Raw genomic sequence first — 25,982 nt, 5'->3', positions numbered from 1 at the left:
GTACATGACTTTTGACTACGATTTGTTCGTCATCGGCGGCGGTTCTGGTGGGGTGCGCGCTGCGCGGGTGGCAGCGGGGGAAACCGGGGCAAAGGTCGCGTTGGCCGAAGAAGATCGCTATGGCGGCACCTGTGTTCAGCGCGGCTGTGTGCCGAAAAAGCTGATGGTTTTCGCCTCGGGCTATGGCGAGATGGCGAAAGAGGCACAGGAATACGGTTGGACCATGATGGCCGCGGCTTTGACTGGTCGGTGTTTCAGGGCAAGATGGTGGCAGAGCTTGACCGCCTTGAAGGGGTGTATCGCAACATCCTGAAAAACAATGGTGTCGAGACGTTTGACGCCCGCGCGACCTTGGTCGATGCTCATACGGTTGCCTTGTCGACCGGCGAAACGAAAACCGCAAAACATATCCTTGTGGCGACTGGCGGTTGGCCTGCGCGGCCCGATATTCCGGGCGCTGAACTGGCCATCACGTCGAACGAAATTTTCCACCTCGACGAGCTGCCAAAGAGCATTTTGATTGTGGGTGGCGGCTTTATCGCCTGCGAATTTGCCTGCATCATGAATGGCCTTGGGGCCAAGACCACGCAATTCTATCGCGGTGCGCAGGTCCTGCGCGGGTTCGATGACGAGGCCCGCGGGCTGGTGTCGGAAGAAATGATCCAGAGCGGCGTTGATCTGCATCTCGGCACAAATGTGCTTGAGATGAAGAAGGTCGAGGACGGCATCTGGGTGAAGGCGACCAACGGCAGCGAACATGTGTTTGATCAGGTGATGTTTGCCACCGGTCGCGCCCCGAACTCTGCCAATTTGGGTCTTGAGGATCTGGGGATTTCGCTGGATCGCTCCGGCGCGATCGAGGTTGACGCCTATAGCCAGACGGCCGTGCCGTCGGTCTATGCCATTGGCGATGTGACCAACCGGATCAACCTGACGCCTGTTGCCATTCGCGAAGGCATGGCCTTTGTCGAAACGGTGTTCAAAGGCAACCCGACGCCGGTCGACCATGATCTTGTGCCGTCGGCGGTCTTTACCCAGCCCGAGCTGGGAACTGTCGGGCTGAGCGAAGAAGCCGCCCGCGACCAAGAGCCGATCGAGGTCTATTGCACCTCGTTCAAACCGATGCAGTCGGCCTTTGCGGGCAACAGCAATCGGGTGATGATGAAACTGGTGGTGTCGCAATCCAGCCGCAAGGTTCTGGGCTGTCATATTGTGGCCCCGCAGGCCGGCGAGATGATTCAGCTTGCCGGGATCGCGGTCAAGATGGGGGCGACAAAAGAAGATTTTGACCGGGTTGTTGCCGTGCATCCCACCATGTCAGAAGAAATCGTAACCATGCGCACACCGGTGCGCAGGGGTTGAATAAATCGGTCTGCCACACAGCTTACTAGGCAGACTATCAAAAACGTAGCCAACCGGAAGGATGAACGGAAATGGCAGGCAATTCTGGCGGCCCATGGGGCGGCGGATCGGGCGGTTCGGGCGGCGGAAATCGCGGTTCGGGCGGCAATAACGGCAATGGTGGCGGTGGAAAACGCCCCGGCGACGACAATCCGCAGATCCCCGAAATTGATAAGTTGATGAAAAAGGGCCAGGAACAGCTTCGTGTTCTGATGGGCGGGCGCGGTGGAAATTCCGGCCGTCCCAATGGCGGCGGCGGTGGGGGCGGTCGTGGCACCGGCCCGATGTTGACGCGGGGCACCATCGGTCTTGGCGTGATCGGCGCGCTTGTTCTTTGGGGGATGGCCAGCTTCTATACCGTCAAACCAGAGGAACAAGCGGTCGAATTGTTCCTTGGCGAATATTCCAGCACCGGTGGTCCGGGTCTGAACTTTGCACCCTGGCCGTTTGTCACCGCAGAGGTCATTCAGGTGACCCGCGAACAGACCGAAGACATTGGTGTGGGTGGCCGTGGCGGCGATGCCGGATTGATGCTGACGGGCGACGAAAACATCGTTGATATTGATTTCCAGGTGGTCTGGAACATCACTGATGCGGCGCAATATCTGTTCAACCTGCGCGAACCACAGCAGACAATTCGGGCGGTGTCCGAATCCGCCATGCGTGAAATTATCGCTCAATCCGATCTGGCGCCGATCCTCAACCGTGACCGGGGCGTCATTGCCTCGCGGCTTCAGGATCTGATCCAGCTGACGCTTGATAGCTATGACAGTGGCGTCAACATCGTGCGGGTCAACTTTGACAAGGCCGATCCGCCGGCATCGGTGATTGCGGCCTTCCGTGACGTTCAGGCCGCCGAACAAGAGCGCGCCAGCCTGCAAAACGTCGCTGACGCCTATGCCAACCGGGTCCTTGCCGAGGCCCGCGGTGAAGCGGCGCAATTGTTGGAAGAAGCCGAAGGTTATCGCGCCCGCGTGGTGAACGAAGCCGAAGGTGAAGCCAGCCGTTTCTCTGCCGTTCTGACCGAATACCAGAAAGCGCCTGAGGTCACACGCCGCAGACTCTATCTGGAAACCATGGAAGAGGTGCTTGGCCGCGTGGACAAGATCATTCTGGATGAAGACAGCAGTGGCGGGCAGGGGGTTGTTCCCTATCTTCCGCTGAATGAGCTGCGCCGAAACACCACCACCGGAGGGTCGAACTGATGAAGAAAACCACATATCTTCTTCCGGTTATTGTGATTGCCGCCGCTGTGTTGCTGTCGGCTGTGTTCATCGTGGACGAACGTGAAAAGGCGCTGGTGCTGCAATTTGGCCGGGTTGTCTCCGTCAAGGAGGAGCCGGGGCTCAGCTTCAAGATCCCGCTCATTCAGGAAGTCGTGCATTACGACGACCGTATTCTCAGCCGTGATGTTGACCCGCTTGAGGTCACGCCGCTGGATGACCGCCGTCTGGTGGTTGATGCCTTTGCGCGTTACCGGATTGCCGATGTAAACCGGTTCCGTGAAGCGACCGGTGCCGGTGGTGATCTGGCGATTGAGGTTGCGGGGCGTCGGCTCGATTCGATTTTGCGGTCGCAAACCCGTGAAATCCTTGGTTCGGTGTCGTCCAATGACATCCTCAGCTCGGATCGTGCGGCGCTTATGCTGCGGATTCGCAACGGCGCCCTGGGCGACGCGGCGGAACTGGGGCTGGAGCTGATCGACGTGCGTCTGAAACGCACCGACCTGCCGACCGAAAACCTGGATGCGACGTTTGAGCGGATGCGGGCAGAGCGTGAACGCGAAGCGACAGACGAACGCGCCCGTGGTAACGAAGCGGCCCAGCGTGTGCGCGCCCAGGCAGATCGGACCGTGGTCGAACTGACGTCGGATGCCGCCCGTCAGGCTGAGATCATTCGCGGTGAATCCGATGCCAAACGTAACGGCATCTATGCCGAAGCCTTTGGTGCCGATCCAGAATTCTTTGAATTCTATCGTTCGCTGACCGCCTATCAACGCGCGTTGCAGGGCAATAATTCCACCATGGTTCTGTCGCCGGACAGTGATTTCTTCAACTATTTGAAATCGGATACCGGCAAACAGGCGGATGACGCTGCGAACGCTGCGCAATGATTGAAACAGCTTTTCTGGCCCTTGGGCTGGTGCTGATTGTTGAGGGGCTGGTGTACGCACTGGCCCCTTCGCTTATTGAGCAATTGTTGATTGCCCTGCGCAGCCTGCCTGACGCGCAGCGGCGCATGCTGGGGCTGGCGGCCCTGGCCTTTGGTCTGTGTCTGGTGTGGATTGCCAAGACGCTGGGCGCGTAAACGCGGACGTCGCTGTCGCGCAGGTTCACATTCCAATCACATGTCATTGATCAGCCGAGAGTTCCTTTGCCTGTTGCAATTCAGTACCTAAATTAGAGAAAGTAACTTCAGGCAGTCGGCATTCCATGTCGGACAAAACAGGAGGAGTTCGGATTTGAAACCCCATTCGACAGCAGTATCGCGAACACATCAACAGGAGCACCCGTTGCGTTTGCGCATGATGTGGATGCTGGGCATTTCGGTGATGTTCGTCCTGGCCCAGGCGTTGAGCGCGGCAGCCCGCGGCGCGCCCGAAAGCTTTGCTGATCTGGCCCAACGCATCAGCCCGGCCGTGGTCAATATCACGACCACCACCACCGTGGCCGGACGCACCGGCCCGCGCGGTGTTGTGCCCGAAGGTTCGCCGTTCGAAGATTTCTTCCGCGAGTTCCAGGATCGCAACGGCGGTGATCGCCCGCGCCGGTCCTCTGCGCTGGGTTCGGGGTTCGTGATTTCCGAAGACGGATTTGTTGTGACCAACAACCACGTGATCGAAGGCGCGGATGAAATCCTGATCGAGTTTTTTGAAGGCGGCGAGTTGCCCGCCACGGTGATTGGCACCGATCCCAAGACCGATATCGCCCTGTTGAAGGTCGTGGCCGATCAGCCGCTGCCATTTGTCAGCTTTGGCGATAGCGATGTCGCACGGGTCGGTGATTGGGTCATGGCGATGGGCAATCCATTGGGCCAGGGTTTCTCGGTGTCCGCTGGTATCGTATCGGCGCGCAACCGGGCGCTTTCGGGCACCTATGACGATTACATCCAGACCGACGCCGCCATCAACCGCGGCAACTCTGGCGGGCCGTTGTTCAACATGGACGGTCAGGTGATTGGCGTGAACACGGCCATTCTGTCGCCCACCGGCGGCTCGATCGGCATCGGCTTTTCGATGGCGTCGAATGTGGTGACCAAGGTTGTTGATCAGCTCAAGGAATTTGGCGAAACCCGCCGGGGTTGGTTGGGCGTGCGCATTCAGGACGTGACCGATGATGTGGCCGAGGCCATGGGCCTTGCGACCACCGCCGGTGCGCTTGTCACCGATGTTCCGGAAGGTCCGGCATTGGACGCAGGTATGAAGGCCGGTGATGTGATCGTCGAATTCGACGGCATCAAGGTTGCCGATACCCGTGCGCTGGTGCGTCAGGTTGGCAACACCACCGTGGGCAAGACCGTGCGTGTGCTGGTCAACCGCGAGGGCAAGACCCAGACATTGAAAGTCACCCTGGCCCGTCGCGAAACGGCCGAAGGCACCGCAGTGCCGGCATCGCAACCCATGGACGAAGACGCACCGTCAGAGAGCCTTGAGGCCGACATTCTGGGCCTGACCATCGCACCGATGAGCGATCAGTTGCGCGAGCAGCTGGAACTGCCTGCCAGCGCTGAGGGGCTGGTGGTGACCGATGTGGACGAAATGACCGAGGCCTACGAAAAAGGTCTGCGTGCGGGTGATGTGATCACCGAAGCTGGTCAACAGAAGGTTGCGGCGATTGCCGATCTGGAAACTCAGATCGAAGCGGCCCAGGAGGCCGGTCGCAAGTCGCTGTTGCTTCTGGTGCGTCGCGCCGGTGATCCGCGGTTCGTGGCACTGGGACTCGACGACTAGATCTGAACTCTCTTGAAGATTTTGAACGGGGCGCCGGGTGAACGGGCGCCCCGTTTTGCTTCCCCGGATAGGTCAGGGCCGGTTTGACGCCGCCCTGATCGCATCTTGCGACGGATTGGTTTGCGGGGGATCGGTGCCGACAATGCGCCGGACTAGCCGCGGCTCTGACCCATGTCGCGTTCCACCGCGACCAAGCCAAGCGCACGCGCGGTTTCAATGGTCAGGAGCGAGGTCTCGACCTCTTGATCCTGTTGGAACAGCCGCAGCGCGGCCTCTGTCTCTGGATTGATTTCACCGCTGATCTCGCCGTTGTAGCGGCTGCGCACCTGCAAGGCGCGCTGAAGCGAGGCGATGAATTCCGGGGTGATGTCCTTGGCGCAGAGCGTTTCAAACACATATTCCCGGCGCGGGGTGACAATATCCTGTAGCGTTTCGGTGGCATAGACCGCCGGGGCCAACAACGACCCGTCGTCATTCAATATCGCCGGTTGCACCATGACCTGGGCGGTCTTGGTTTCGATCACCGCGGGCGCGACATCGCGGGCCCAACAGCTGTCTTTGGGGGCGCCTTCCGGTGTGGGAATGCGCGCGGTTTCCAGCGCGGTAAAGGCAAATCGGGTGGGCGTGTCATCCTGTGCCGGTGGGGCACAGGCGGCGGCGAAAAGGCAGGTTGCGATGCCGAGCGGCAGGGCGCAGGCCCGAAGCACGGTGGTCATCTTTGTCATCTGCACGGCCTCATCAGCGGAATGTGCCCTCTGAGCGGGGCGATTGCGGCAGAGACTAGCGGGTTTCCGGCGGACCGGGAAGGGCGGCGGAATTTTCGCCGCGATCTGTGACATCCAGAAGACTGTCGAGCATGGCGGAAATATCTTCGACCTGTTCGGCAATGACATGGGTCACATCCGAATCGCGTTGCACCCGTCCGGTGACACGCAACATCCGCCCGGCAATCACCGCGCGGCGGAACCGTTCATACAATTTGCGCCAGACGATGACATTGACCACCCCGGTTTCATCCTCCAGCGTGATGAAAATCACGCCTTTGGCGGTGCCGGGACGTTGGCGCAGGATGACAAGCCCGGCGACGGTCACGCGTGCGCCCTCTGGCGGTTCATCCAGACGGGCGGCCACCAGCGCCGAAGGCGGGCGCGGCCAGGGGGCATATGCCCCGGAATGGCGGGGCTGGGGGGTGATGATACGCATGGGAACAAATATAGAACATGCACCGCTCACCGCAAGTTGCAACTTGGGGGGTCGCAAAAGCGATGGAAAAGCCTTATTCGCCTTTGCTAACAGACGGCAACCGATGATTTGGACGAAACGAAAAGGCACCAGGCATGGCGAAGATCACCTATATCGAGCACAATGGCACCCAGCACGAAGTCGAAGTGGCCAATGGTCTGACTGTGATGGAAGGCGCACGTGACAACAATATTCCCGGCATCGAGGCCGATTGCGGCGGCGCTTGTGCCTGTTCGACCTGTCACGTCTATGTCGATGCCGCATGGGTCGAGAAGCTTCCAGCCAAGGACGACATGGAAGAAGACATGTTGGACTTTGCGTATCAGCCCGACGCCGCGCGCTCGCGTCTGACCTGCCAGTTGAAGGTCACGGACGAGTTGAACGGTCTTGTCGTGCAGATGCCCGAAAAGCAGATCTGAGGCCAAAAGATGCGAAATGCGCCGCAATTTCGGATCGCAGATTGGCGGGCTGAATTCTGTGGTGCGTTTCTGGCTTCGGCGATGCTGTTGGCCAGTACCGCCGGGCTTCGGGCCGAAGAGACGGCCCCCTGCGTCGGCACCGTGACCGGCGCGGAATTTCAGGCACCAACCAATCGCTACCCCCACGGCGTGTTGGGGGATGATCTGGAATGGGGCGCGCTGCGGATCAGCTATCGTTCGAAATCCGACTGCCGGTCCGGCAGCGGGTCTATCCGTGCCCGTTTGCCCGAGGCCATGGTGTTCGAAGATGTTGCGCCACGTCTGGTCGATCTCGACGGGCGGGACCATCCAGAGGTGATCGTGGTCGAGAGCCACCAAACTCTGGGCGCGCGGCTGGCGGTTTGGGGCATTCAGGACGAGAGCTTCACGCGGTTGGCGGCCACCCCGTTCATCGGGACACGGTTCCGCTGGTTGGCCCCTTTGGGCGCGGCGGATCTGGACGGCGATGGTCAGATGGAACTGGCCTATGTCGACCGTCCGCATTTGGCGCGTACATTGCGGGTCTGGCGATATGAGACGCGCAGCGATGGGGCGGCTTCTGGTACAGCCCCCGCCACTCTGGTCGAGGTTGCGGCGCTGGTCGGCGTGACCAACCATCGGATTGGCGAAAGCGATATTGCCGGTGGCATTCGGACTTGTGGCGACCAGCCGGAAATGATCGTTGCGGATGCCAATTGGCAAGAGGTTCTGGCGGTCACCCTTGCGGGGGGCGATCTGCGCCGCCGCACTCTGGGGCCGCACCGGGGACGAGAGAGTTTTGCGACCGCCATGGCCTGTGACAGTCTGCGCTGACCTGCGCTGAGCGCGATATTGATCGCGCGGTTCACATCGGATCGCGGGTTAGGTCAGATCAAAAGCCGGGCAGGAGCGGGGCAGATACGGGGCGCCATCTGTGTCATGCCGCCCCACTATGCCCCCCCGTGATCACGATTATTCCCAGCAGCTGACCAAAACGGCCATACCGCGCGCCTTTGCCGTCAGATCCTCTGCGGCCATGGTGTTGCGGTTGTTGGATACACGGGCCGAAACCCCGGCCCGGCGCATTGCGGATTCAAGCGCAGCCGCGTCAGCGGAGAACGCAACTTCCTCGGGCAATTGCCGGCCACCTGCGTCGCGGGGCAGCAACATGCCGATCACCGCGCCGGTGGTGTCCATCACCGGCCCGCCAGCATCGCCGGGCAGGGCGGTCAGGGCAAACCGGTCCAGCGGCTCCTCACCTTGAAGACCGCGCAGATCCACAATCTTGCCAAAGGTCATCGACGGCGCGCCAAGCACCCCCTCATAAGAGAACCCGGCCACTGCGATTTCGGATTGCAGCCGCGGCGCAACCGCCGCCAGCTCCGCGACTTCCATCGGGGCAAGTCGGGTTTTCGGCGTCAAAAGCGCCAGCCCCAAAGAGGCGTCTGTCATTTTGACATCGGCATCGGTGTCGCCGTCCAGCGTGACCCGGGAACAGCCTTGAACCGCCTCCAGCGTGGTCATCACCATGCCGGTGGAAGAGACAAAGAAACCGCTGCGCGACACGCGGGGTTTGCGGATTTGCAGCCCGGACAAAAGATCAACCGATTGGCCGTCATCCACGCCCGCCGATGCGGGCAGAACCCCATTGATCCGGCTAAAGCTTTCGGACATTTCCTGAAGCACGCGAATGCGGCGTTCTTCGTCACCCACCGGCCAGATCAGCATGAACCCCTTGATTTCGCCGTTGCGCAGGCTGACCTCGGTATGAGAGGTGATGCGCGCATTGCTGCCGGTGATGGTAAAGCCGTTGTTGCGACGCTCGCGCGCGCCATCCAATGGCACAACCTCAAGCGTTTGCAGAATATCGTACAATCCAAACAGGCGGCGTTGGTCGCCGGATTGCGAGATCAAAAGAACCCGCGCGCCAAGATCGCCCTTGGGTTCGTAGCGCGCAAAAGGCGCTTCATGCGCCTCGAAGGCCACAACGCCCATCGGCAGCTTCATTTCGATCCCTGCGGCGGCATCTGCCACCATTTGCAGGTCCATGCCTTCAAGCACGGCGTTGTATTGCCCAAAGAGATCCGCGCGCTGGCGTGTGGTCAGAATGCCGGTCGGCTCATAGCCATTGGCCCGTTGCCAATCGGCCATCGCCCGCCGGGTGCCAGCCCCGAAAGAGCCATCAATCCCGGCGCGATAGACGCCAGCCCATTGCAGGGCGATCTGCAAATCGCGGCGTTCCTGTCCGGTCAACTGGGCCTCGCTGCGGCGGGCCTCACGCGGGGTTTCGTCAAGGACAACTTCCTCAACCGGCTCTGGCGGGTTTTGCGACGCGGCCTGATCCGTTTCGGTTTCGGTTGTTGCGGGAATGGTGATGGGGGGCTGCGCCAGGGCATTTGCCCCGATCGGCCAGAATTGCTGGCGAAAGGCATTGCTGCGGACCACGAAACTGTCCCGCGGGATCTGGCCTGGCATTGCGCAAACCGCGCAGGCGCTGGGCCGCTTCGTTTTCGGGATAGGGCCCCAAGGCGATTGCATACCAACCGGTGCCGGCAGAAAATCCGTTCACGTCAGGCAGGTTTTCGGCGTAATCACGCACCCGTTCCTCGGCCTGCAACAAGCTGGGCAGAGATTCCACCTGAATCCAGGCGATGTCATCCTGCGCAAAAGCGGCGCGCATGGACATGGCAAGCGCGAAAAAAGTGGTCACAAAAATACGTATCATGGGTATAGGGCGTCCTGAACCTGCGTCTTTACTGTTGCAACAGTGTAGCGGATGCACCGCCGCTTGCACGTTGAAAATGGGGGGCCACACGATTTGTCACGGGAACGTCAGTCGTTTAGCCGGGGCGCGGCCGCTTCACGGGAAGGTGCGCGATGGACCGTGGGCCGGAAAAAAACCGCGACCCAAAAAATTCCCGGTCAAACAGCCGGGCAGGGCAAAGGGTGCAATTGACCCTCGCGGCACATGGGCATAATCAGGCCCAAAGCGTGCAAAGGCCATGATATGACATCCGAACCGATCCAGACCCCGCGTTCATTTCAGGAAATCATCCTGCGGCTGCAGGCCTATTGGGCGGCGCAAGGCTGTGCGGTGCTGCAACCCTATGACATGGAGGTCGGGGCCGGTACGTTCCACCCGGCGACCACCCTGCGCGCCCTTGGCAGCAAATCCTGGGCCGCCGCCTATGTTCAGCCATCGCGCCTGCCGACCGATGGGCGCTATGGCGAAAACCCCAACCGCTTGCAGCATTATTACCAGTTTCAGGTGCTGATCAAACCCTCGCCGCCGGATCTGCAGGAGCTGTATCTCGGCTCTTTGGCGGCCATCGGCATCGACATGGCGATGCACGACATCCGCTTTGTCGAAGACGACTGGGAAAGCCCGACGCTGGGCGCCTGGGGTCTGGGATGGGAGGTTTGGTGCGACGGTATGGAAGTCAGCCAATTCACCTATTTCCAACAGGTTGGCGGGCATGATTGCGCGCCGGTTTCGGGGGAATTGACCTATGGTCTGGAACGTCTGGCGATGTATGTGCTGGGCGTCGATCATGTGATGGACATGCCCTACAACGACCCGCAAACCCCGATTGCGCTGTCCTATGGTGATGTATTCCGCCAGACCGAACAGGAATATTCCCGCTGGAATTTCGATGTCGTCGACACCGACGTGTTGTTGCGCCATTTTGAAGAGGCCGAGGCCGAATGCGCCCGTATTCTGGCGGCGGACCATATCGACCCCAAGACCGGCAAACGCATCGTCATGGCGCATCCCGCCTATGACCAATGCATCAAGGCCAGCCATATCTTTAACCTGCTTGATGCGCGCGGGGTGATTTCCGTCACCGAACGCCAGGCCTATATCGGCCGGGTGCGCACGCTGGCCAAGGCCTGTGCCGATGCCTTTGTCCTGACCGAGGCGGGCGGATATGTGCCGGAGGCTGCGGAGTGAGCGGTCGGATACTTGCGGGGGCGATTGTGATGATTGCGTTGCTGGCCGGTGTGGCCCTCTATTACACTCAGGTGTTTGCCTATTATGACAAAGTGTCGGCAGACGGGGTTGACGATGTGGCGTTGGTGTCGCTGGTATCCGGCCTGCCGGAACCGATCCTTTACGAGGATTTTCAAGCGGTTGACAAACGGTCCTCACCCATCGGCTATCGGGCCTGTTTCACCACGTCGCATAGCCTCGCGATGCTGAGCGAAACTTTCGAAGCCTATGAACACACCCCGCCACGCGTCGCGCCCGGCTGGTTTGACTGTTTTGACGCCGAACAGATCGACGCCGAGGTCACGGCAGGCACGGCACTGATGTTCCTGAGCCAGAAAAACATCGCCTATGGCGTCGATCGGGTGGTTGCGATCACCGACGATGGCCGGGGCTATGTCTGGCACGAATTAAACGAATGCGGCGACAAGGCCTATGACGGCACCGTGGTGGGCGAAGAATGCCCGGCCAGAGAGGAAACCAACTGATGCCTGATCTTCTGATCGAATTGTTCTCTGAGGAAATCCCGGCGCGGATGCAGGCAAAGGCCTGTGAGGACTTGAAAAAACGCATAACCGATGGGCTGGTGGACGCTGGTTTGACCTATGCCTCTGCGGCGGCGTTCGCGACACCCCGGCGGCTGGCGCTGACGGTCGAGGGCGTGTTGGCCGAAAGCCCAACCGTCAAGGAAGAGCGCAAGGGCCCCAAGGTCGGCGCGCCGGACAAAGCGATCGAAGGTTTCCTGCGCGGGGCCGGTATCACGCGTGACGCTTTGGAAGAACGCGACACCCCCAAGGGCGCGGTATACTTTGCGACATTGACGAAACCCGGACGGCAAGCGGCTGACATCATTGCCGAAGTTCTGGAAGACGTGATCCGCAATTTCCCCTGGCCAAAATCCATGCGCTGGGGCGCAGGTAGCCTGCGCTGGGTGCGTCCGTTGCATTCCATTCTGTGCATTTTGACGGATGAAGCCGGGGCAAATGTGGTGCCGATAGATATTGACGGCATCAGGTCGGGCAACACCACACGGGGCCACCGCTTTATGGCGCCGGATGCATTTTCTGTCACGTCTTTCGACGATTACAGCGCAAAGCTGAAGCGGGCGCATGTCGTGTTGGAAGCCGCCGAACGCGCCGATCACATCTGGCACGAAGCCACCAACATGGCCTTTGCCCAAGGTCTGGAAGTGGTCGAAGACCGTGGTTTGCTGGCCGAGGTTGCGGGGCTGGTCGAATGGCCGGTGGTGTTGATGGGGTCGATTGGCGACGATTTCCTTGGGTTGCCGCCCGAGGTGCTGCAAACCTCGATGAAGGAACACCAAAAGTTTTTCTCGGTCCGCAATCCCAAGACCGGACGGATCGAAAAATTTGTGACCGTTGCCAACCGTGAAACTGCAGACACCGGCGCGACGGTTCTGGCGGGCAACCAAAAGGTTCTGTCGGCGCGGCTGTCGGATGCAAAATTCTTTTGGGAGAATGACTTGCGTGCCGTTGCGAAAGACGGGCTGGAAGGCATGTCCGCGCCGCTGGCCAATGTCACCTTCCACAACAAACTCGGCAGCCAGGCCGAACGCATTGCCCGCATTACCGCGCTGGCGCGCGAAATTGCACCCGCTGTCGGGGCCGATCCAGAAGAGGCGGCGCTGGCCGCAACCGTCGCCAAGGCCGATCTGTCGTCGGAAATGGTTTATGAGTTCCCGGAATTGCAGGGGATCATGGGGCGGTATTACGCGCAAAAGGCCGGGTTGTCCGATGCTGTTGCCGATGCCTGCCGCGATCATTACTCGCCGCTTGGCCCGTCGGATGATGTGCCGTCGGATCCGGTATCCGTGACTGTGGCGCTGGCGGACAAGCTGGACACGCTGACCGGGTTCTGGGCGATTGACGAGAAGCCGACTGGGTCGAAGGATCCCTTTGCGCTGCGCCGGGCGGCTTTGGGCGTGATCCGTTTGATTTTGAACAACGATTTGTCGTTGAACATCGCCGAAGACCTCCTGTCTTTCTTCCACGACCGTCTCAAGGTCTTCTTGCGTGATCAGGGCATTCGCCATGACGTGATCGACGCCTGTATTGCCATGCCCGGCAATGACGATCTGGCGTTGCTGGTAAAACGCGCCACGGCGTTGCAGGCCTTCTTGCAGACCGAGGATGGCACCAACCTGCTTCAGGGGTTCAAACGCGCCAACAACATCCTGACCCAGGCCGAAGACAAGGACGGGGTTGAATATTCCTTTGGTGCAGACATCAAATTTGCCGAGGAAGACGCAGAAAAGGCGCTGTTTGCCGCGCTTGACGATGCAGAGCCGAAAATCGCCACGGCGATGGCGGCTCAGGATTTCGAAGCAGCCATGTCGGCGCTTGCCGGGTTGCGCGGTGCGGTGGATGGGTTCTTTGAGGCAGTTCAGGTGAATGCCGACAATGACCTTTTGCGGCGCAACCGGCTTAACCTGTTGTCTCAAATCCGAAAATCCTGTTTGTCGGTCGCCGATCTTACCCGGGTCGAGGGCTAGGTGACGCATTTGGCGTGCCGATGGCGTTTGGCTGTTGGCACGTCTGACACCAGATAACGCTTGTGCGGTTTTCTGCGGCGCTTATGCTGCGATGCAACATGAATTGATGGGATCGCGTCTTGTTGCAGGAAAACCCCAATGTCACGCCGATCACCCCCACGGCGCCGATGGCCGCCAACACCCATGGCGGGCGGGCGAAATGCCTGCAACGGTTGGTGCGGATGGATTTGCCGGTGCCACGCACGGTGGCGCTGTCGTTTGATGCGGTGCATGGGCTGGCCAGCGGACATGCGCCGGACATAGCCAAGATTCTGGCGGAATTCCCGGAGGGGGCGTTGCTGTGCGTGCGGCCCTCGTCGCAAGATCCCGATTGGGGCGGCCCCGGTGCGATCCTGAACATCGGCATGAATGATGCGCGTTTCGTCGAAATGTGCGACACGCTTGGCGCCAATGCCGCGGCGGCGCTTTATACCCGTTTTGTCGAGGCTTATGCGGTGCATGTTGCCCGTCTTGATCCCGATATGTTCGATGACATCAGCGTCGAAGGCGCCCAGGCCCTGTCCGAGGCGCTGCGCGCCTATGAGGAAGAGGCCGAGGAACCATTCCCACAGGAACCCGAGGTGCAATTGCGTCAGGTTCTGCGCTCTATGGCGCGGGCATGGGAGGGCACAACCGCACGTCTTTTGCGTCAGGCCAAGGGCGCGCAGCCGATGCCGGTCTGGGCCTTGTGGTTCAGGAAATGGCGCTGGGGATCGGACGGCCAGAGGCGGCCGAAGGGGAAACCGGATCGGGCGTGTTGCAATTGGTCAACAGCCACACCGGCCTGCGCCAGATCACCGGGCGTTACCTCAGCCAGAGCCAGGGGCGCGATGCGTTGACCGGCGGGGCAGAGGCCCTGTTTCTGGCGCAGGACGCACGTGGTCCGTCGCTGGAAGAGGTTGCGCCGCAGGCTTTTGCCGAAATCGTTGATATTGCCGAACGAATGCGCCGCAAGCTGCGCGCCGAGATGCAGATTGAATTCACGATCCAGGGCGGTCGGGTGCATGTGCTTGACGGCGTTCGGGTGCGCCGGTCCAACCGGGCGGCGGTGCGGATTGCCGTGGCTTTGGCCGAGGACAAGGTCATTCCCCGCGAAGAGGCGCTGTTGCGGGTAGAACCGCGCGCGCTGAGCGAGCTTTTGCACCGCCAGATCGACCCGGATGCCGATCGCGATATCCTTGGCCGGGGTGTCGCGGCCAGCCCGGGGGCTGCCACCGGCCGGATCGTGTTTACCGCCACAGCCGCCCAGGCCAGTGCCGCCCGTGACGAGGCCTGTATCCTTGTGCGCCGCGAAACCTCGCCCGAGGATATTCGCGGTATGCAGGCTGCGGTCGGTGTGCTGACGGAACGCGGCGGCATGACCAGCCATGCGGCGGTGATCGGGCGCGGGATGGGGATACCCTGTGTCGTGGGGGCCGTCAGAATGGGGTTCCACATTCGCAAAAAGAAACTTGTGGCGCTGGATGGCCGGGTCTTTGCCGAGGGCGATCTGATCACCATCGACGGCGCCACCGGCGAAGTGCTTCAGGGCAGCCCGCCTATGCTTGAGGCGGCGCTGGACGAAAGTTTTCAAAAGCTGATGGAATGGGCCGATGCGGTGCGTGACATCGACATTCGCGCCAATGCCGACACGCCGATGGATGCCACCACGGCGCGAAATTTTCGCGCTGATGGCATCGGGCTGTGCCGGACCGAGCATATGTTCTTTGAAACCGACCGCATGATCGTGATGCGGGAAATGATCTTTGCCAATTCGGCCGAGGATCGCCGCGCCGCGCTGGAGCTGCTGTTGCCGATGCAACGTGCGGATTTCATTGAATTGTTTCGAATCATGCAGGGGCTGCCGGTCTGTATCCGGCTGTTTGATCCGCCGCTGCATGAATTTCTGCCCACCGACAAGGCCGGGATGCGCGCCCTGGCCGAGGCGCTGGACCTGCCGGTCAGTGACGTCGAACGCCGGGTCGAGAGTTTGGGCGAATACAACCCGATGCTGGGAATGCGGGGGGTGCGGCTGGGCATCACCATGCCGGAAATCTATGACATGCAGGCGCGGGCGATCTTTGAGGCGACCATCGCCGCCAGCCGCGATGGCGCGCCGGTGGTGCCGGAAATCATGATCCCGCTGGTGTCCGCCAAACGCGAGGTCGAGATTGTCAAAACCCGCGTCGATGCGGTGGCCGCAGCCGTGCGCAATGAAACCGGACGGAATTTTGACTATCGCCTTGGGGTGATGGTGGAAACGCCGCGCGCCGCCCTGCGGGCCGAGGAAATCGCAGGCCATGCGGATTTCCTGAGCTTCGGCACCAATGATCTGACGCAGATGACCTATGGTTTGTCGCGCGATGACGCCGGGCGGTTCATGTCGGAATACGTCCAGCAGGGGGTCTTTGCCGAAGATCCGTTCCATGTCATGGACGTCGATGGCGTGGCCGAGCTTTTGCGGATCGGGGCCGACCGTGGGCGCAAGGCGCGCCCCGATGTGGTTTTGTCGATTTGCGGTGAACATGGCGGCAATCCCGAATCGATTGCCATCTGTCGGGACATCGGTTTTACATATGTCTCCTGTTCACCCTTCCGGGTTCCGGTGGCGCGGCTTGCTGCGGCGCAACTTGCGATACGGGACAAAATATAGCGGACCACACTGGTTTGGCCGCGTAATATTGCGATGCATCCGGGGTGTGGCAGGGCCGCAACGGCGGATTTCCGCTGCGGCAGCGCGTCGCTATGCGATTTTTGACAAATTCTATATACAGACCGAACTGCTTGAAGCCCGGGACCGCTCGGGCTTGCGTGTGTGAGGGACTTAGATGCGACTGAAATTTGCTGCTATTGCAGCCACGATCCTTGGACTGCTGGGGACCGGGGCCGCTGCTGAATTGCGTTTGGATAAGGTGGGGCGCCTGATCAATCTGGAGCGCCAGGGACTGAATTCCGTGCCCAGTGGCACGTTGAAATGGGCATTGGGCGAAACCACGCCGCCCGCCGCCAAAAATTCCGCCTATGATCGTGAATGGCTGGCGACATTGCCATCGGCCAAGAAAAACGCCCAGGCAAACTGTCTGGCCGAGGCGTTGTATTTCGAAGCCCGCGGTGAAAGCATCAAAGGCCAGGTGGCCGTCGCCGAAGTGATCATGAACCGGGTGAAAAGCAGCCGGTTTCCCGATACGGTCTGTGGTGTGATCAAACAGGGCACAGGCCGAAAATACGCCTGTCAGTTCACCTATACCTGTGATGGCAATGCCGAACATATTGGCGAACCCGCGGCCTATTCCCGTGTGGCCAAGATTGCCTCTGCCGTGATTTCCGGCCTGCCGCGCAATTTGACCGATGGCGCGACCCACTATCACACCACGGCGGTCAACCCGAATTGGGCGCGCAAATTTGCCCATACCACCACAATTGGCGTGCATCGGTTTTACCGCCAGCCCCAGCGTGTGTCGAAAAACTGATCCGCTTGGCGGGGTCGGGGCAGGAAGATGACCGCTGGCCGGGCCGTGCCCCGGGCGGCGCCAAAATGGGGTGGTGATGCGAAGGGGCTTTTGGCGCGGCAACGCGCCTGATAGACCCAAGCGCACACGACAACCGGGGTGCCCGACATGAGCCAGGAAATCCATCTCGCCTTTTCCCATCCATCCGAACGGGCGGCAGCAACCGAAGGCATGCCGCCGCGTGATCGGATTTCTCTGCGCGACCATATCGTTGCTGTGGAAATCGGCGCCTTTCAATCCGAGCGGGGCCATACCCAACGGGTGTGTTTCAATGTCGTGGTCGAGGTCGCCCATGCCGACGATGGCATCTGTGACGATGTCGACCGAATCCTCAGCTATGATCGTGTCACCGAAGCGATTGCACATGAGCTGGCGGAAGAGCGGCTGAACCTGCTGGAAACCCTGGCCGAACGTGTGGCCGAACGCATTCTGCTGGAACCCCAGGCGATGCGGGTCTTTGTCCGGATTGAGAAACTGGATCGCGGTCCCGGCGCGCTTGGCGTCGAAATCGTCCGCAGCCGTGGCGACATCAATCCCGATCATCAGGCCCCGCAAGCCGAAGAAAAACCACATCCGCGTGTGGTCTATCTGTCGAATGCCGCGATTGCATCGGAACATTTGTCCGGCTGGATTGACCGGCTGGCGGCAAAGGGCGCACCGGTTCTGTTGTGCGTCGGCCTGCCGGACGGCGCACGCCCGGTGGCCGATCACCCGCTGGCGCAACGGCGGATTGATCTTTTGGCGATTGAACAAAACGGCTGGGTTCTGGCGGCGCGCGATCCACGCTGTGTGGTTGTCGGCACCCGGACAGAGGTCGACTGGGGCATGAAACACGACCAGATCAGCCTCTGGGCCCCGTCCAAGATTGTCCTAGATGCGGTCGAGGGCCCCAAAAGCCAGGCCCGTGATTCCGTGGCGCTGGCGGCCTGGTTCGCCGGTCAGCTGGAGGCGGCGGAATTTCTGGTCATTGGCGAGGATCTGCCGGTTGCCGCCGGACTTGCGATGCGTGCCGTCGATATTACCCAACACATCCTTGCGTGATCGCACAGATTCCCGCATGCACAGACAAATGACTTCTGACCGACGCATATTTCCGCCCGCTGGTTCAGCGTGGGCCGCACCGACCCGAGGATGCTGTGACATTGGCGGGGGGCTGGTGCTGGTTTACCCATGCCGAGCGGCTGCACCGTCAGGACCCCGCCAGAATTGTCCCCGTGGCCGAGATCCCCGATCATGTGATCGAGCGCCTGTCGACGCCGCGCCCCCCCATCGCCGGCCTGCACATGAATGCGCCGCGCTTGATGGGCATTTTGAACGTAACCCCCGACAGCTTTTCCGACGGTGGCCGCCACAATGGTCCGGCCCGTGCCGTCACCCATGCCCGGTTGATGGCAGAGCAGGGCGCAGACATCATCGACATCGGCGGCGAAAGCACCAGACCCGGTGCGGTCGACGTCCCGGTCGAGGCAGAGATCGCCCGGGTTGAACCGGTAATCCAGGCGCTGAACCAGGTTCTGGAAACGCCGCTCTCTATCGACACACGCAAGCAACCCGTCGCGCAATCGGCCCTGACCGCCGGTGCGGTGCTGGTCAATGACGTGTCCGGTTTTACGTTCGACAAGACGCTGGCACCTTACTGCGGGCAATATCATGTGCCGGTCTGCGTGATGCACACCCAGGGCAACCCGCAGGACATGCAGGATAATCCACAGTATGACGACGTGCTGTTGGACGTCTTTGATTTTCTGAATGCGCAGATCTGTATGTTGATCGAAGCGGGTATCCCGCGCCATCGGATTGTCGCTGATCCGGGGCTGGGATTTGGAAAATCGACCACTCACAACCTTGCCCTTCTCCAGGGGCTGAGCCTGTTTCACGGGCTTGGGGTTGCTCTTTTGGTGGGCGGATCGCGCAAGGGGCTGATCCGGGTTGTGGGCCACGCAGCAGACCCCAATGATCGGGTTCCGGGGTCGCTGGCTCTGGCGCTTGCAGCGGTCGCCCAGGGCGCCCAGATCCTGCGAATTCACGATGTCGCGGAAACGAAACAGGCATTGCGGCTTTGGCAGGCGATAGAACAGGGAACTATGAATGACACGTAAGTTGTTTGGCACTGATGGTGTGCGCGGCACCGCCAATACCGCACCAATGACCGCCGAAATGGCCTTGCGCATCGGCGCGGCGGCGGGGCGGTATTTTCGCCGGGAAAAACGCGGCGTGCACCGCGTTGTGATTGGCAAGGACACCCGCCGCTCTGGCTATATGTTTGAAAATGCTCTGACCGCCGGGCTGACGTCGACGGGGATGAGCGTGCTTTTGCTGGGCCCGGTGCCGACCCCCGCTGTCGGCCTGCTCACGCCCTCGATGCGTGCGGATCTTGGCATCATGATTTCGGCTTCGCATAATCCAGCCGAAGACAACGGCATCAAATTCTTTGGCCCCGATGGATTCAAACTCTCGGACGAAGCTGAAGCCGAAATTGAAAAGCTGATCGAAGCAGGTGTTGAACCGGCCTCGGCCAGCAATATCGGCAGCGCCCAGCGGATTGATGATGGCCGTTATCGCTATCAAGAGCGGGTCAAAGGCTCTTTTCCCGCTGGAATGCGGCTGGATGGCATGAAGGTGGTGATAGATTGCGCCAATGGCGCCGCCTATCGTGCCGCGCCCGAGGTGCTTTGGGAATTGGGCGCCGAGGTGATCCCGGTGGGGGTGCAGCCCAATGGTTTCAATATCAATCAAGGTTGTGGATCAACTAAACCCGCCACCGCTGCCGAGGCCGTCGTCGCCCATGGTGCGGCGGTTGGTATCTGTCTCGACGGCGATGCGGATCGGGTAATGATGATCGACGAAACTGGCAAAGTGGCGGACGGCGATCAGATCATGGCGCTGATGGCCGCGCGCTGGGCCGAGGAAAACCGCCTCATCGGTGGCACCCTGGTCGCCACGGTCATGTCGAACCTCGGGTTGGAACGTTTCCTGTCGCATCGCGGCTTGCGGCTGGAACGCACCGGCGTCGGCGACCGCTATGTGGTCGAGGCGATGCGCTCCGGCGGCTGGAACCTGGGGGGAACAATCGGGCCATATCGTGATGACCGATTATGCGACCACCGGCGATGGTCTGATGGCGGGCCTGCAATTCCTGGCTGAAATGGCGCGCACCGGGCGCAAGGCCTCTGAACTGGCGCAGAATTTCGAACCTGTGCCGCAGATGCTGAAAAACGTCCGTTACGGGGTCGGCCAGCTCCCGTTGGAGGCCGCAGGTGTCAAAGCCGCGATTGCCGCAGCCGAGGCTGATCTGACTGGCAAAGGTCGGTTGCTGATCCGCAAATCCGGCACAGAGCCTCTGATCCGTGTCATGGCAGAATGCGAAGATCCGGCCATGTTGGAACGGGTGGTCGACCGTGTGGTCGACGCCGTTCAGGACGTGGTGTGAACACCGGGCTCAACTTCATCTGACCCGAAATATCCCGGGGGTCTGGGGGCTGGCCCCCAGCCTGTCGGCGCGCATCGGCGCGGCGACACCTTTTTTTCCCGGCCTGGCCCCAAGCCTTGCCCCAAACAACGCCGTCTCAGACGACCTTATTCAGTGTCTTTTGCAACCGCTCCACTGTGGCATCCACATCCGCGAGCTTGTCCAACCCGAACAGCCCCAGCCGGAACGTGGAAAATCCGTCACCTTCGTCACATTGCAACGGCACACCAGCGGCGATCTGTGTGCCTTCGGCGGCAAAGGCACGCCCTGACTGGATCTCCGGATTTGCGGTATAGCTGACCACGACACCGGGGGCTTCAAAACCCGGCGCGGCCACGGACGGGATGCCGTGGGACGCCAGCAGGGCCCGCACCTTGGTGCCAAGGTCCCATTGCGCTGCGGCCAGATGCTCGAATCCGATGTCACGGCTCTCCAGCATGGTGTCGCGAAAGGCGCGCAGCCCATCGGTTGGCAATGTCGCGTGATAGGCATGGCCGCCGTTTTCATAGGCCAACATGATCTGGTGCCATTTCTTGAGATCCGCCGCAAAACTGTTGGATGTGCTGGCCTCCATCCGCGCCATCGCGCGATCCGACAACATCACCAACCCGGCGCAGGGCGTGGAGGACCACCCTTTTTGTGGTGCCGAAATAAGCACATCGACGCCGGTCGCCGCCATATCCACCCAGACACAGCCCGAAGCAATGCAATCCAGAACCATCAGCGCGCCAACCTTATGCGCCGCCGCCGCCATGGCGGTGACATAGGCGTCGGGCAGGATGATCCCGGACGATGTTTCCACATGTGGCGCAATCACCAGATCGGGCTTTTCGGCGCGAATGCGCGCAGTGACCTCTTCGATCGGGGCGGGGGCAAAGGGCGATTGTGCGTCATTGCCGGTCCGGCGCGCCTTCATCACGGTTTCGGACCCGGTGAAACCGCCGGCCTCAAAAATCTGGCTCCAACGGAAGGAAAACCAGCCGTTGCGCACCACAAGGCAATTCGCGTTCTGGGCAAATTGGCGGGCCACGGCCTCCATCGCAAAGGTGCCACCACCGGGGACAAGCGCCACAGCGCTGGCGCCATATACCGATTTCAGGTTGTCCGAGATGTCACGCATCACCTGTTGGAATGTCGCTGACATATGGTTGAGCGACCGGTCGGTGAAGACCACCGAAAATTCATCATACCCATTCGGGTCAATATCGTCACGCAGGGCCATGGTGCCTCCTTTATCTGTCCCACCATGGTTAGAAGGACAGATCACCATTGTCGATAAGCACCGTCGCGCCGGGACCGACGCAGTGGCGAAGCTATCAACCCAAGGGGCCGGGCAGGCGTTCTTCGCTCAACAGCACATTGGCCTCGACATGCCCGGCGCCGGGCAGGGTCATGATGCGCCGCCGCAAAACCCGCTCAAAATCCGACAGATCCCGCGCCACCACCCGCAACCGATAATCATAAAGCCCCAGCACATGTTCCACGGTCTGTACTTCCGGGATGGCGGTCACGGCGCGTTCAAAATCCTCCAGGCTGATGCGGCCCTTGGTGGCCAGTTTCACCCCCAAAAACACCGTCACACCAAAGCCCAGCTTTTCACGATCCAATATCAACCGGGTGCCGGAAATCACCCCGGCATCGCGCAATCGTTTGATCCGCCGCCATGTGGCGGGTTGCGACAGATCCAAGCGACGCCCCAAGGTGCCGGCCGATTGGCTGGCATCCCGCGACAGGGCGCGCAAAATGGCGCGGTCGGTGGCGTCAAAATCGGTCACACCGGAAACACCTCGTTGTCCTTGATGCGCGACACATGCATCAACGCCTCGACATCGGCGAGATGTGGCAGGGTCAACAGCCGCGCGCGGTAGATTTCCTGATAGTGAGGGATGTCGCGGGCAATCACCGCCAATCGCACATCGACCTGACCCAGAAAGGTCTGGATTTCGATCACCTCTGGCACCTTGCGCGCCGCCTCCAGAAAATCGTCAAAGGCGCGCGATTGCGTTTTGTCCAGCGTGATGCGCAAGGACACTTCAATCGTATAGCCGAGGGCCTGCCAATTGATTTCCGCCCGTTTGCCCAGCAATACACCGATCTCGCGCATGCGTTCCAACCGCCGCGACAGGGTGGCGGCGGTCACACCGGCCCGGCCTGCCAGGGCGGACAGGGGCAGGTCCGGATCGGCCTGCATCTGGCGAAGAATGCGTCGGTCTGTATCGTCAAGCATGATTTCCATCTAGTATCGGGATCACGCGAATAGATAAATCGGGAAATTGCAAAATTCCTGCGGATTTGACGCGCATTTACCCACGGGACGCCGTAGATTGCCCGCCAGACGAACACCGAAGTGAAGACCAATACAAGGAAGACCGATATGCGCGTATATTATGATCGCGATTGCGATGTGAACCTGATCAAAGACAAGAAAGTCGCAATTCTCGGCTATGGCAGCCAGGGCCACGCCCATGCGCTGAACCTGCGCGATTCCGGCGCGAAGAACGTGGTTGTTGCCCTGCGCGACGGCTCGCCTTCGATCAAAAAAGCCGAAGGCGAAGGCCTTAAGGTTATGGGTATTGCCGAAGCGGCAGCCTGGTGTGATGTGATCATGTTCACCATGCCCGACGAATTGCAGGCCGAAACCTACAAGAAATATGTGCATGACAACCTGAAAGAAGGCTCGGCGATTGCCTTTGCCCACGGTTTGAACGTGCATTTCGGCCTGATCGAGCCGAAGCCCGGCGTTGACGTCATCATGATGGCCCCCAAAGGCCCCGGCCACACCGTGCGCGGCGAATACACCAAAGGCGGCGGCGTGCCTTGCCTTGTGGCGGTTCACAACGACGCATCGGGCAAAGCGCTGGAAATCGGCCTGTCCTATTGCTCGGCCATCGGTGGCGGCCGTTCGGGCATCATCGAAACCAACTTCCGTGAAGAATGCGAAACCGACCTGTTCGGCGAACAGGCTGTTCTCTGCGGTGGTTTGGTCGAACTGATCCGCATGGGCTTTGAGACGCTGGTCGAAGCTGGCTACGAGCCGGAAATGGCCTATTTCGAATGCCTGCACGAAGTGAAGCTGATCGTGGACCTGATCTACGAAGGCGGCATCGCCAACATGAACTACTCGATCTCGAACACCGCGGAATACGGCGAATACGTCTCCGGCCCGCGCATTCTGCCCTACGACGAGACCAAGAAGCGGATGAAAGAGGTTCTGACCGACATTCAGACCGGCAAATTTGTGCGTGACTTCATGCTGGAAAATGCCGTTGGCCAGCCGTCGTTCAAAGCGACCCGCAAAATCAACGACGAGCATTCGATCGAAGCCACCGGCGCCAAACTGCGCGGCATGATGCCGTGGATTTCGGCCGGCAAAATGGTCGACAAAGAAAAGAACTGATCCGGTTCGGATCACATTACGCTAGTGAAAAGCCCGGCCATTGCGCCGGGCTTTTTGTTTGGGGTCAGGGATGTCGGCGTTTGCTGCCAAGGCCGATCTGCATCAGGGCGCGGCGGACCGGGGTCACGTCATGCAGGGCCGAAATCCCGGCGGCGCGCAGTTTGCGCAGCGGCGCGGCCGACAACATCGACGCCCGGTTAAGCGCGGTGATCCCCGCGACCCGCGCGCGAATATCGGTGATCCGGGCACGGTGATACTGATCCAGCATCTGTTGATCGCCAAGCCGGTCTGGCTGTGCGATGGCAAGGTCCAGCAAGGTGGACAGATCCTGAAGCGACATATTCAACCCCTGTGCGCCAATCGGGGGCACCACATGCGCGGCCTCGGCCACCAGCGCCAGCCGTTCCCCGGCCAATTGCCCGGCGCATTGCGCCACAATCGGCCAGATCGACCGGCGCGACACCAAGCGCAAGGGCCCAAATATCCCGGTGGACCGCTCGGTCATCGCCGCCTCGAACGCGGCGGTGTCCATGTCAAACAGCGCCTGGGCCTTTGGGCCTTCGTCCATCCAGACCACTGCGGATAAGGGCATGCCGTCAAAATCCGGCAATGGCACCAATGTAAACGGCCCGCCGCTGCGGTGCACCTCGGTCGAGACATTGCAATGCGGGATGGGATGGGTCACGGCAAAGGCGAGGGCCTTTTGCCCGAATCTTGTGGTTTTTACCGGAATATTCGCAGCCTGGCGGAGGGTGGAATTCCGCCCGTCTGCGGCGATCACCAGCTTTGCCATATGGTGCTGACCGTCGGACAGGGTGACGCGCGCCATATTGGTCCGGGTGAACAACCCGGTCACCGCGGCACCGGTGACAAAGGTGACCTTGTCCAATTCCCCCAGACGGGCGGCCAACTCTCGGCGCAACAGCCAGTTTGGCAGGTTCCACCCAAAAGGCAGATCGGAAATGTCACGCGCCTCAAAATCACGGCTGATGCGATTATGGCTGGCGGGATTATCGCTGATGGGTGCATCGGTGGCTGCGCCGCCTGCGTCGATGATCCGCATCGTGTCCAGTGGCGTGGCATGGGGGGCAAGCCGGGGCCAAATGCCGGTGGTTTCCAGAAAACCCCGCGCCGGTTGCAAAAACGCCGTGCTGCGCAGATCGGCGCTGGCCGCATCGCGGCTGGTCACCGGCGGGCTTGGGTCGACACAGAGGACGGAAAACCCGGCCTGGCCAAAGGCCGCAGCGGCGGTCAGCCCCGCAATGCCGCCACCGGCGATGATAATGTCGTGCTGCATGGGCCACCTCCTTTGGGATGAAAATAGGGTGTGCTTGCAGAATTGCCATGTGACAGAGCAGCTCTGGCAGCCTCTAGGTCAAGCGTGACAGAAACCCGCTAAGATCATCGGTGTGATGTTGGATGTGATCGGCCAGATGCGGCGTGCCGGCGACATGCACCGTGCGCATTCCCATTTCATGTGGCGCGGCCAGATTGCGGGGGTCATCCTCGAACATGGCGGCCTTTGTGGGATCGGTGCCGTCGCGGGCAAAGATGGTTTCAAACGCGGCGCGTTCCGGTTTGGGCAGGAACCCGGCATGTTCCACGCCATATACCGCATCAAACAACCCGGACAAACCGCGCGCCGACAGCACCTGTTCCGCATAAGGCCCGGTGCCGTTGGTATAGACAATCCGCCGTCCCGGCAGCGCGCGGATATGATCGGCCAGCGTCGGGTCGGGCACCAGAACCGAGAAATCGATTTGATGCACATCATGCAGATAGGGGCCGGGATCGACATCATGTTCGCGCATCAATCCCGCCAGCGTCGTGCCATAGGTTTTCCAATAGTGATTGCGCAGGTGATTTGCCTCGGACTCGGCCACGCCAAGGGCCGCCATCACAAAGGCGGTCATCCGCGGCTCTATCTGGGAAAATAGTGCCGATTCAGGTGGGTACAATGTGTTGTCAAGGTCAAAGACCCAATGGGTGACGTGGGAAAATTGTGCTTTTGCCATGGCGGCACGCTATCCCCGGTGGTCGCGCGGTGCAATGGCCGTATT

General features: G+C 60.6%; 22 protein-coding genes and 3 pseudogenes. 16 read left to right on the top strand and 9 right to left on the bottom strand.

All coding sequences use genetic code 11. The features are described 5' to 3' along the window. Positions 1-4 precede the first annotated feature (4 nt). The 5 genes and pseudogenes from gor (at position 5) to AC0L4F_RS07465 (ending at position 5,350) form a co-directional block, all read left to right on the top strand. Positions 5-1,362 (top strand): annotated as a pseudogene (gene gor / locus AC0L4F_RS07485) (glutathione-disulfide reductase). A 71-nt stretch (positions 1,363-1,433) separates the two neighbouring features. Beyond that, complete coding sequence (gene hflK / locus AC0L4F_RS07480; RefSeq protein ID WP_244686978.1) at positions 1,434-2,606, top strand: FtsH protease activity modulator HflK; 1,173 nt, start codon at positions 1,434-1,436, stop codon at positions 2,604-2,606. Beyond that, positions 2,606-3,514, top strand: coding sequence for a protease modulator HflC (gene hflC / locus AC0L4F_RS07475; protein WP_244686976.1), 909 nt, complete (start codon positions 2,606-2,608; stop codon positions 3,512-3,514). Before hflK ends, hflC begins: the two co-directional genes overlap by 1 nt. Then, positions 3,511-3,708, top strand: a complete 198-nt coding sequence (locus AC0L4F_RS07470; protein WP_244686974.1) for a DUF2065 domain-containing protein — start codon at positions 3,511-3,513, stop codon at positions 3,706-3,708. The genes hflC and AC0L4F_RS07470 overlap by 4 nt, the downstream gene beginning before the upstream one ends. 244 nt (positions 3,709-3,952) lie before the next feature. Continuing rightward, positions 3,953-5,350: a Do family serine endopeptidase gene (locus AC0L4F_RS07465; protein WP_473446295.1), complete on the top strand. Its 1,398-nt coding sequence runs from the start codon at positions 3,953-3,955 to the stop codon at positions 5,348-5,350. Between the two features lie 152 nt (positions 5,351-5,502). Here the strand turns inward: AC0L4F_RS07465 and AC0L4F_RS07460 are convergent, their stop codons facing one another. Together AC0L4F_RS07460 and AC0L4F_RS07455 are read right to left on the bottom strand one after the other, a co-directional pair. Beyond that, complete coding sequence (locus tag AC0L4F_RS07460) at positions 5,503-6,075, bottom strand: peptidoglycan-binding domain-containing protein (RefSeq protein ID WP_244686972.1); 573 nt, start codon at positions 6,073-6,075, stop codon at positions 5,503-5,505. A gap of 55 nt (positions 6,076-6,130) precedes the next feature. After that, the gene (locus tag AC0L4F_RS07455; RefSeq protein ID WP_244686970.1) at positions 6,131-6,553 is read right to left on the bottom strand and encodes an OB-fold nucleic acid binding domain-containing protein; all 423 of its coding nucleotides are present in this window, start codon (positions 6,551-6,553) and stop codon (positions 6,131-6,133) included. 134 nt (positions 6,554-6,687) lie between these two features. Between AC0L4F_RS07455 and AC0L4F_RS07450 the strand changes: the two genes are divergently transcribed. After that, positions 6,688-7,011: a 2Fe-2S iron-sulfur cluster-binding protein gene (locus AC0L4F_RS07450; RefSeq protein WP_244686967.1), complete on the top strand. Its 324-nt coding sequence runs from the start codon at positions 6,688-6,690 to the stop codon at positions 7,009-7,011. Positions 7,012-7,020: 9 nt separating this feature from the next. Beyond that, complete coding sequence (locus AC0L4F_RS07445; RefSeq protein WP_244686965.1) at positions 7,021-7,863, top strand: FG-GAP repeat domain-containing protein; 843 nt, start codon at positions 7,021-7,023, stop codon at positions 7,861-7,863. Between the two features lie 138 nt (positions 7,864-8,001). On the opposite strand, the gene AC0L4F_RS07440 is transcribed toward AC0L4F_RS07445, so the two are convergent. Both AC0L4F_RS07440 and AC0L4F_RS07435 read right to left on the bottom strand, forming a co-directional pair. Then, positions 8,002-9,258 carry a serine protease gene (locus AC0L4F_RS07440; RefSeq protein ID WP_348524081.1) on the bottom strand — a complete coding sequence of 419 codons (1,257 nt, stop codon included), beginning with the start codon at positions 9,256-9,258 and terminating at the stop codon, positions 8,002-8,004. 76 nt (positions 9,259-9,334) lie between these two features. Next, on the bottom strand, positions 9,335-9,754 hold the full coding sequence (locus AC0L4F_RS07435) for an SPOR domain-containing protein (RefSeq protein WP_348524072.1): 420 nt from the start codon (positions 9,752-9,754) through the stop codon (positions 9,335-9,337). A gap of 282 nt (positions 9,755-10,036) precedes the next feature. Between AC0L4F_RS07435 and AC0L4F_RS07430 the strand changes: the two genes are divergently transcribed. The 8 genes and pseudogenes from AC0L4F_RS07430 to glmM all read left to right on the top strand — a co-directional run bounded on the left by AC0L4F_RS07430 (position 10,037) and on the right by glmM (position 20,486). Then, positions 10,037-10,981 (top strand): glycine--tRNA ligase subunit alpha, encoded by a 945-nt coding sequence (locus tag AC0L4F_RS07430; protein WP_244686963.1) that lies wholly within the window; start codon positions 10,037-10,039, stop codon positions 10,979-10,981. Beyond that, the gene (locus tag AC0L4F_RS07425) at positions 10,978-11,505 is read left to right on the top strand and encodes a DUF6446 family protein (RefSeq protein ID WP_244686961.1); all 528 of its coding nucleotides are present in this window, start codon (positions 10,978-10,980) and stop codon (positions 11,503-11,505) included. The genes AC0L4F_RS07430 and AC0L4F_RS07425 overlap by 4 nt, the downstream gene beginning before the upstream one ends. After that, positions 11,505-13,529 (top strand): glycine--tRNA ligase subunit beta, encoded by a 2,025-nt coding sequence (glyS, locus tag AC0L4F_RS07420; RefSeq protein ID WP_244686959.1) that lies wholly within the window; start codon positions 11,505-11,507, stop codon positions 13,527-13,529. The genes AC0L4F_RS07425 and glyS overlap by 1 nt, the downstream gene beginning before the upstream one ends. A gap of 167 nt (positions 13,530-13,696) precedes the next feature. Then, positions 13,697-16,200, top strand: a pseudogene (locus AC0L4F_RS07415) (putative PEP-binding protein). Positions 16,201-16,375: 175 nt separating this feature from the next. Beyond that, the gene (locus AC0L4F_RS07410) at positions 16,376-17,017 is read left to right on the top strand and encodes a cell wall hydrolase (RefSeq protein ID WP_244686957.1); all 642 of its coding nucleotides are present in this window, start codon (positions 16,376-16,378) and stop codon (positions 17,015-17,017) included. A gap of 147 nt (positions 17,018-17,164) precedes the next feature. Beyond that, on the top strand, positions 17,165-18,097 hold the full coding sequence (locus AC0L4F_RS07405; protein WP_244686955.1) for a dihydroneopterin aldolase: 933 nt from the start codon (positions 17,165-17,167) through the stop codon (positions 18,095-18,097). Between the two features lie 95 nt (positions 18,098-18,192). After that, the gene (gene folP / locus AC0L4F_RS07400) at positions 18,193-19,155 is read left to right on the top strand and encodes a dihydropteroate synthase (RefSeq protein ID WP_473446174.1); all 963 of its coding nucleotides are present in this window, start codon (positions 18,193-18,195) and stop codon (positions 19,153-19,155) included. Next, a pseudogene (glmM, locus tag AC0L4F_RS07395) lies at positions 19,145-20,486 on the top strand (phosphoglucosamine mutase). The gene folP and the pseudogene glmM overlap by 11 nt, the downstream one beginning before the upstream one ends. A gap of 136 nt (positions 20,487-20,622) precedes the next feature. Here glmM and AC0L4F_RS07390 read toward each other — a convergent pair. From AC0L4F_RS07390 to AC0L4F_RS07380, 3 genes are all read right to left on the bottom strand, one after another. Further along, complete coding sequence (locus AC0L4F_RS07390; protein WP_244686952.1) at positions 20,623-21,747, bottom strand: aminotransferase class V-fold PLP-dependent enzyme; 1,125 nt, start codon at positions 21,745-21,747, stop codon at positions 20,623-20,625. 94 nt (positions 21,748-21,841) lie between these two features. Further along, the gene (locus tag AC0L4F_RS07385; RefSeq protein ID WP_244686950.1) at positions 21,842-22,300 is read right to left on the bottom strand and encodes an Lrp/AsnC family transcriptional regulator; all 459 of its coding nucleotides are present in this window, start codon (positions 22,298-22,300) and stop codon (positions 21,842-21,844) included. Further along, entirely contained in the window at positions 22,297-22,752 is a 456-nt protein-coding gene (locus tag AC0L4F_RS07380; RefSeq protein ID WP_244686948.1) for an Lrp/AsnC family transcriptional regulator, read from the bottom strand. The genes AC0L4F_RS07385 and AC0L4F_RS07380 overlap by 4 nt, the downstream gene beginning before the upstream one ends. A gap of 147 nt (positions 22,753-22,899) precedes the next feature. On the opposite strand from AC0L4F_RS07380, the gene ilvC reads away from it, so the two are divergent. Further along, positions 22,900-23,922, top strand: a complete 1,023-nt coding sequence (gene ilvC / locus AC0L4F_RS07375) for a ketol-acid reductoisomerase (protein ID WP_244686946.1) — start codon at positions 22,900-22,902, stop codon at positions 23,920-23,922. A 64-nt stretch (positions 23,923-23,986) separates the two neighbouring features. Here the strand turns inward: ilvC and AC0L4F_RS07370 are convergent, their stop codons facing one another. Further along, a complete protein-coding gene (locus AC0L4F_RS07370; protein WP_244686944.1) occupies positions 23,987-25,219 on the bottom strand; it encodes a UbiH/UbiF family hydroxylase in 1,233 nt (410 codons plus the stop codon). A 73-nt stretch (positions 25,220-25,292) separates the two neighbouring features. After that, on the bottom strand, positions 25,293-25,937 hold the full coding sequence (locus tag AC0L4F_RS07365; RefSeq protein ID WP_244686941.1) for a pyrimidine 5'-nucleotidase: 645 nt from the start codon (positions 25,935-25,937) through the stop codon (positions 25,293-25,295). Between the last annotated feature and the right edge of the window lie 45 nt (positions 25,938-25,982).

It is taken from the genome of Marinovum sp. J2-8, from assembly GCF_055808435.1.
Note: the sequence above shows the minus strand (reverse complement) of the source record. Positions and strands in the feature narration are given on the sequence as shown.

Coding starts and splice junctions, on each gene's coding strand:
- ilvC (WP_244686946.1), top strand. CDS start 22,900: ATGCGCGTATATTATGATCGCGATTGCGATGTGAACCTGATCAAAGAC.
- AC0L4F_RS07450 (WP_244686967.1), top strand. CDS start 6,688: ATGGCGAAGATCACCTATATCGAGCACAATGGCACCCAGCACGAAGTC.
- AC0L4F_RS07390 (WP_244686952.1), bottom strand. CDS start 21,747: ATGGCCCTGCGTGACGATATTGACCCGAATGGGTATGATGAATTTTCG.
- hflC (WP_244686976.1), top strand. CDS start 2,606: ATGAAGAAAACCACATATCTTCTTCCGGTTATTGTGATTGCCGCCGCT.
- AC0L4F_RS07405 (WP_244686955.1), top strand. CDS start 17,165: ATGAGCCAGGAAATCCATCTCGCCTTTTCCCATCCATCCGAACGGGCG.
- AC0L4F_RS07465 (WP_473446295.1), top strand. CDS start 3,953: ATGTTCGTCCTGGCCCAGGCGTTGAGCGCGGCAGCCCGCGGCGCGCCC.
- AC0L4F_RS07430 (WP_244686963.1), top strand. CDS start 10,037: ATGACATCCGAACCGATCCAGACCCCGCGTTCATTTCAGGAAATCATC.
- AC0L4F_RS07460 (WP_244686972.1), bottom strand. CDS start 6,075: ATGACAAAGATGACCACCGTGCTTCGGGCCTGCGCCCTGCCGCTCGGC.
- AC0L4F_RS07365 (WP_244686941.1), bottom strand. CDS start 25,937: ATGGCAAAAGCACAATTTTCCCACGTCACCCATTGGGTCTTTGACCTT.
- AC0L4F_RS07435 (WP_348524072.1), bottom strand. CDS start 9,754: ATGATACGTATTTTTGTGACCACTTTTTTCGCGCTTGCCATGTCCATG.
- AC0L4F_RS07370 (WP_244686944.1), bottom strand. CDS start 25,219: ATGCAGCACGACATTATCATCGCCGGTGGCGGCATTGCGGGGCTGACC.
- glyS (WP_244686959.1), top strand. CDS start 11,505: ATGCCTGATCTTCTGATCGAATTGTTCTCTGAGGAAATCCCGGCGCGG.
- AC0L4F_RS07455 (WP_244686970.1), bottom strand. CDS start 6,553: ATGCGTATCATCACCCCCCAGCCCCGCCATTCCGGGGCATATGCCCCC.
- hflK (WP_244686978.1), top strand. CDS start 1,434: ATGGCAGGCAATTCTGGCGGCCCATGGGGCGGCGGATCGGGCGGTTCG.
- AC0L4F_RS07445 (WP_244686965.1), top strand. CDS start 7,021: ATGCGAAATGCGCCGCAATTTCGGATCGCAGATTGGCGGGCTGAATTC.
- AC0L4F_RS07470 (WP_244686974.1), top strand. CDS start 3,511: ATGATTGAAACAGCTTTTCTGGCCCTTGGGCTGGTGCTGATTGTTGAG.
- AC0L4F_RS07410 (WP_244686957.1), top strand. CDS start 16,376: ATGCGACTGAAATTTGCTGCTATTGCAGCCACGATCCTTGGACTGCTG.
- AC0L4F_RS07380 (WP_244686948.1), bottom strand. CDS start 22,752: ATGCTTGACGATACAGACCGACGCATTCTTCGCCAGATGCAGGCCGAT.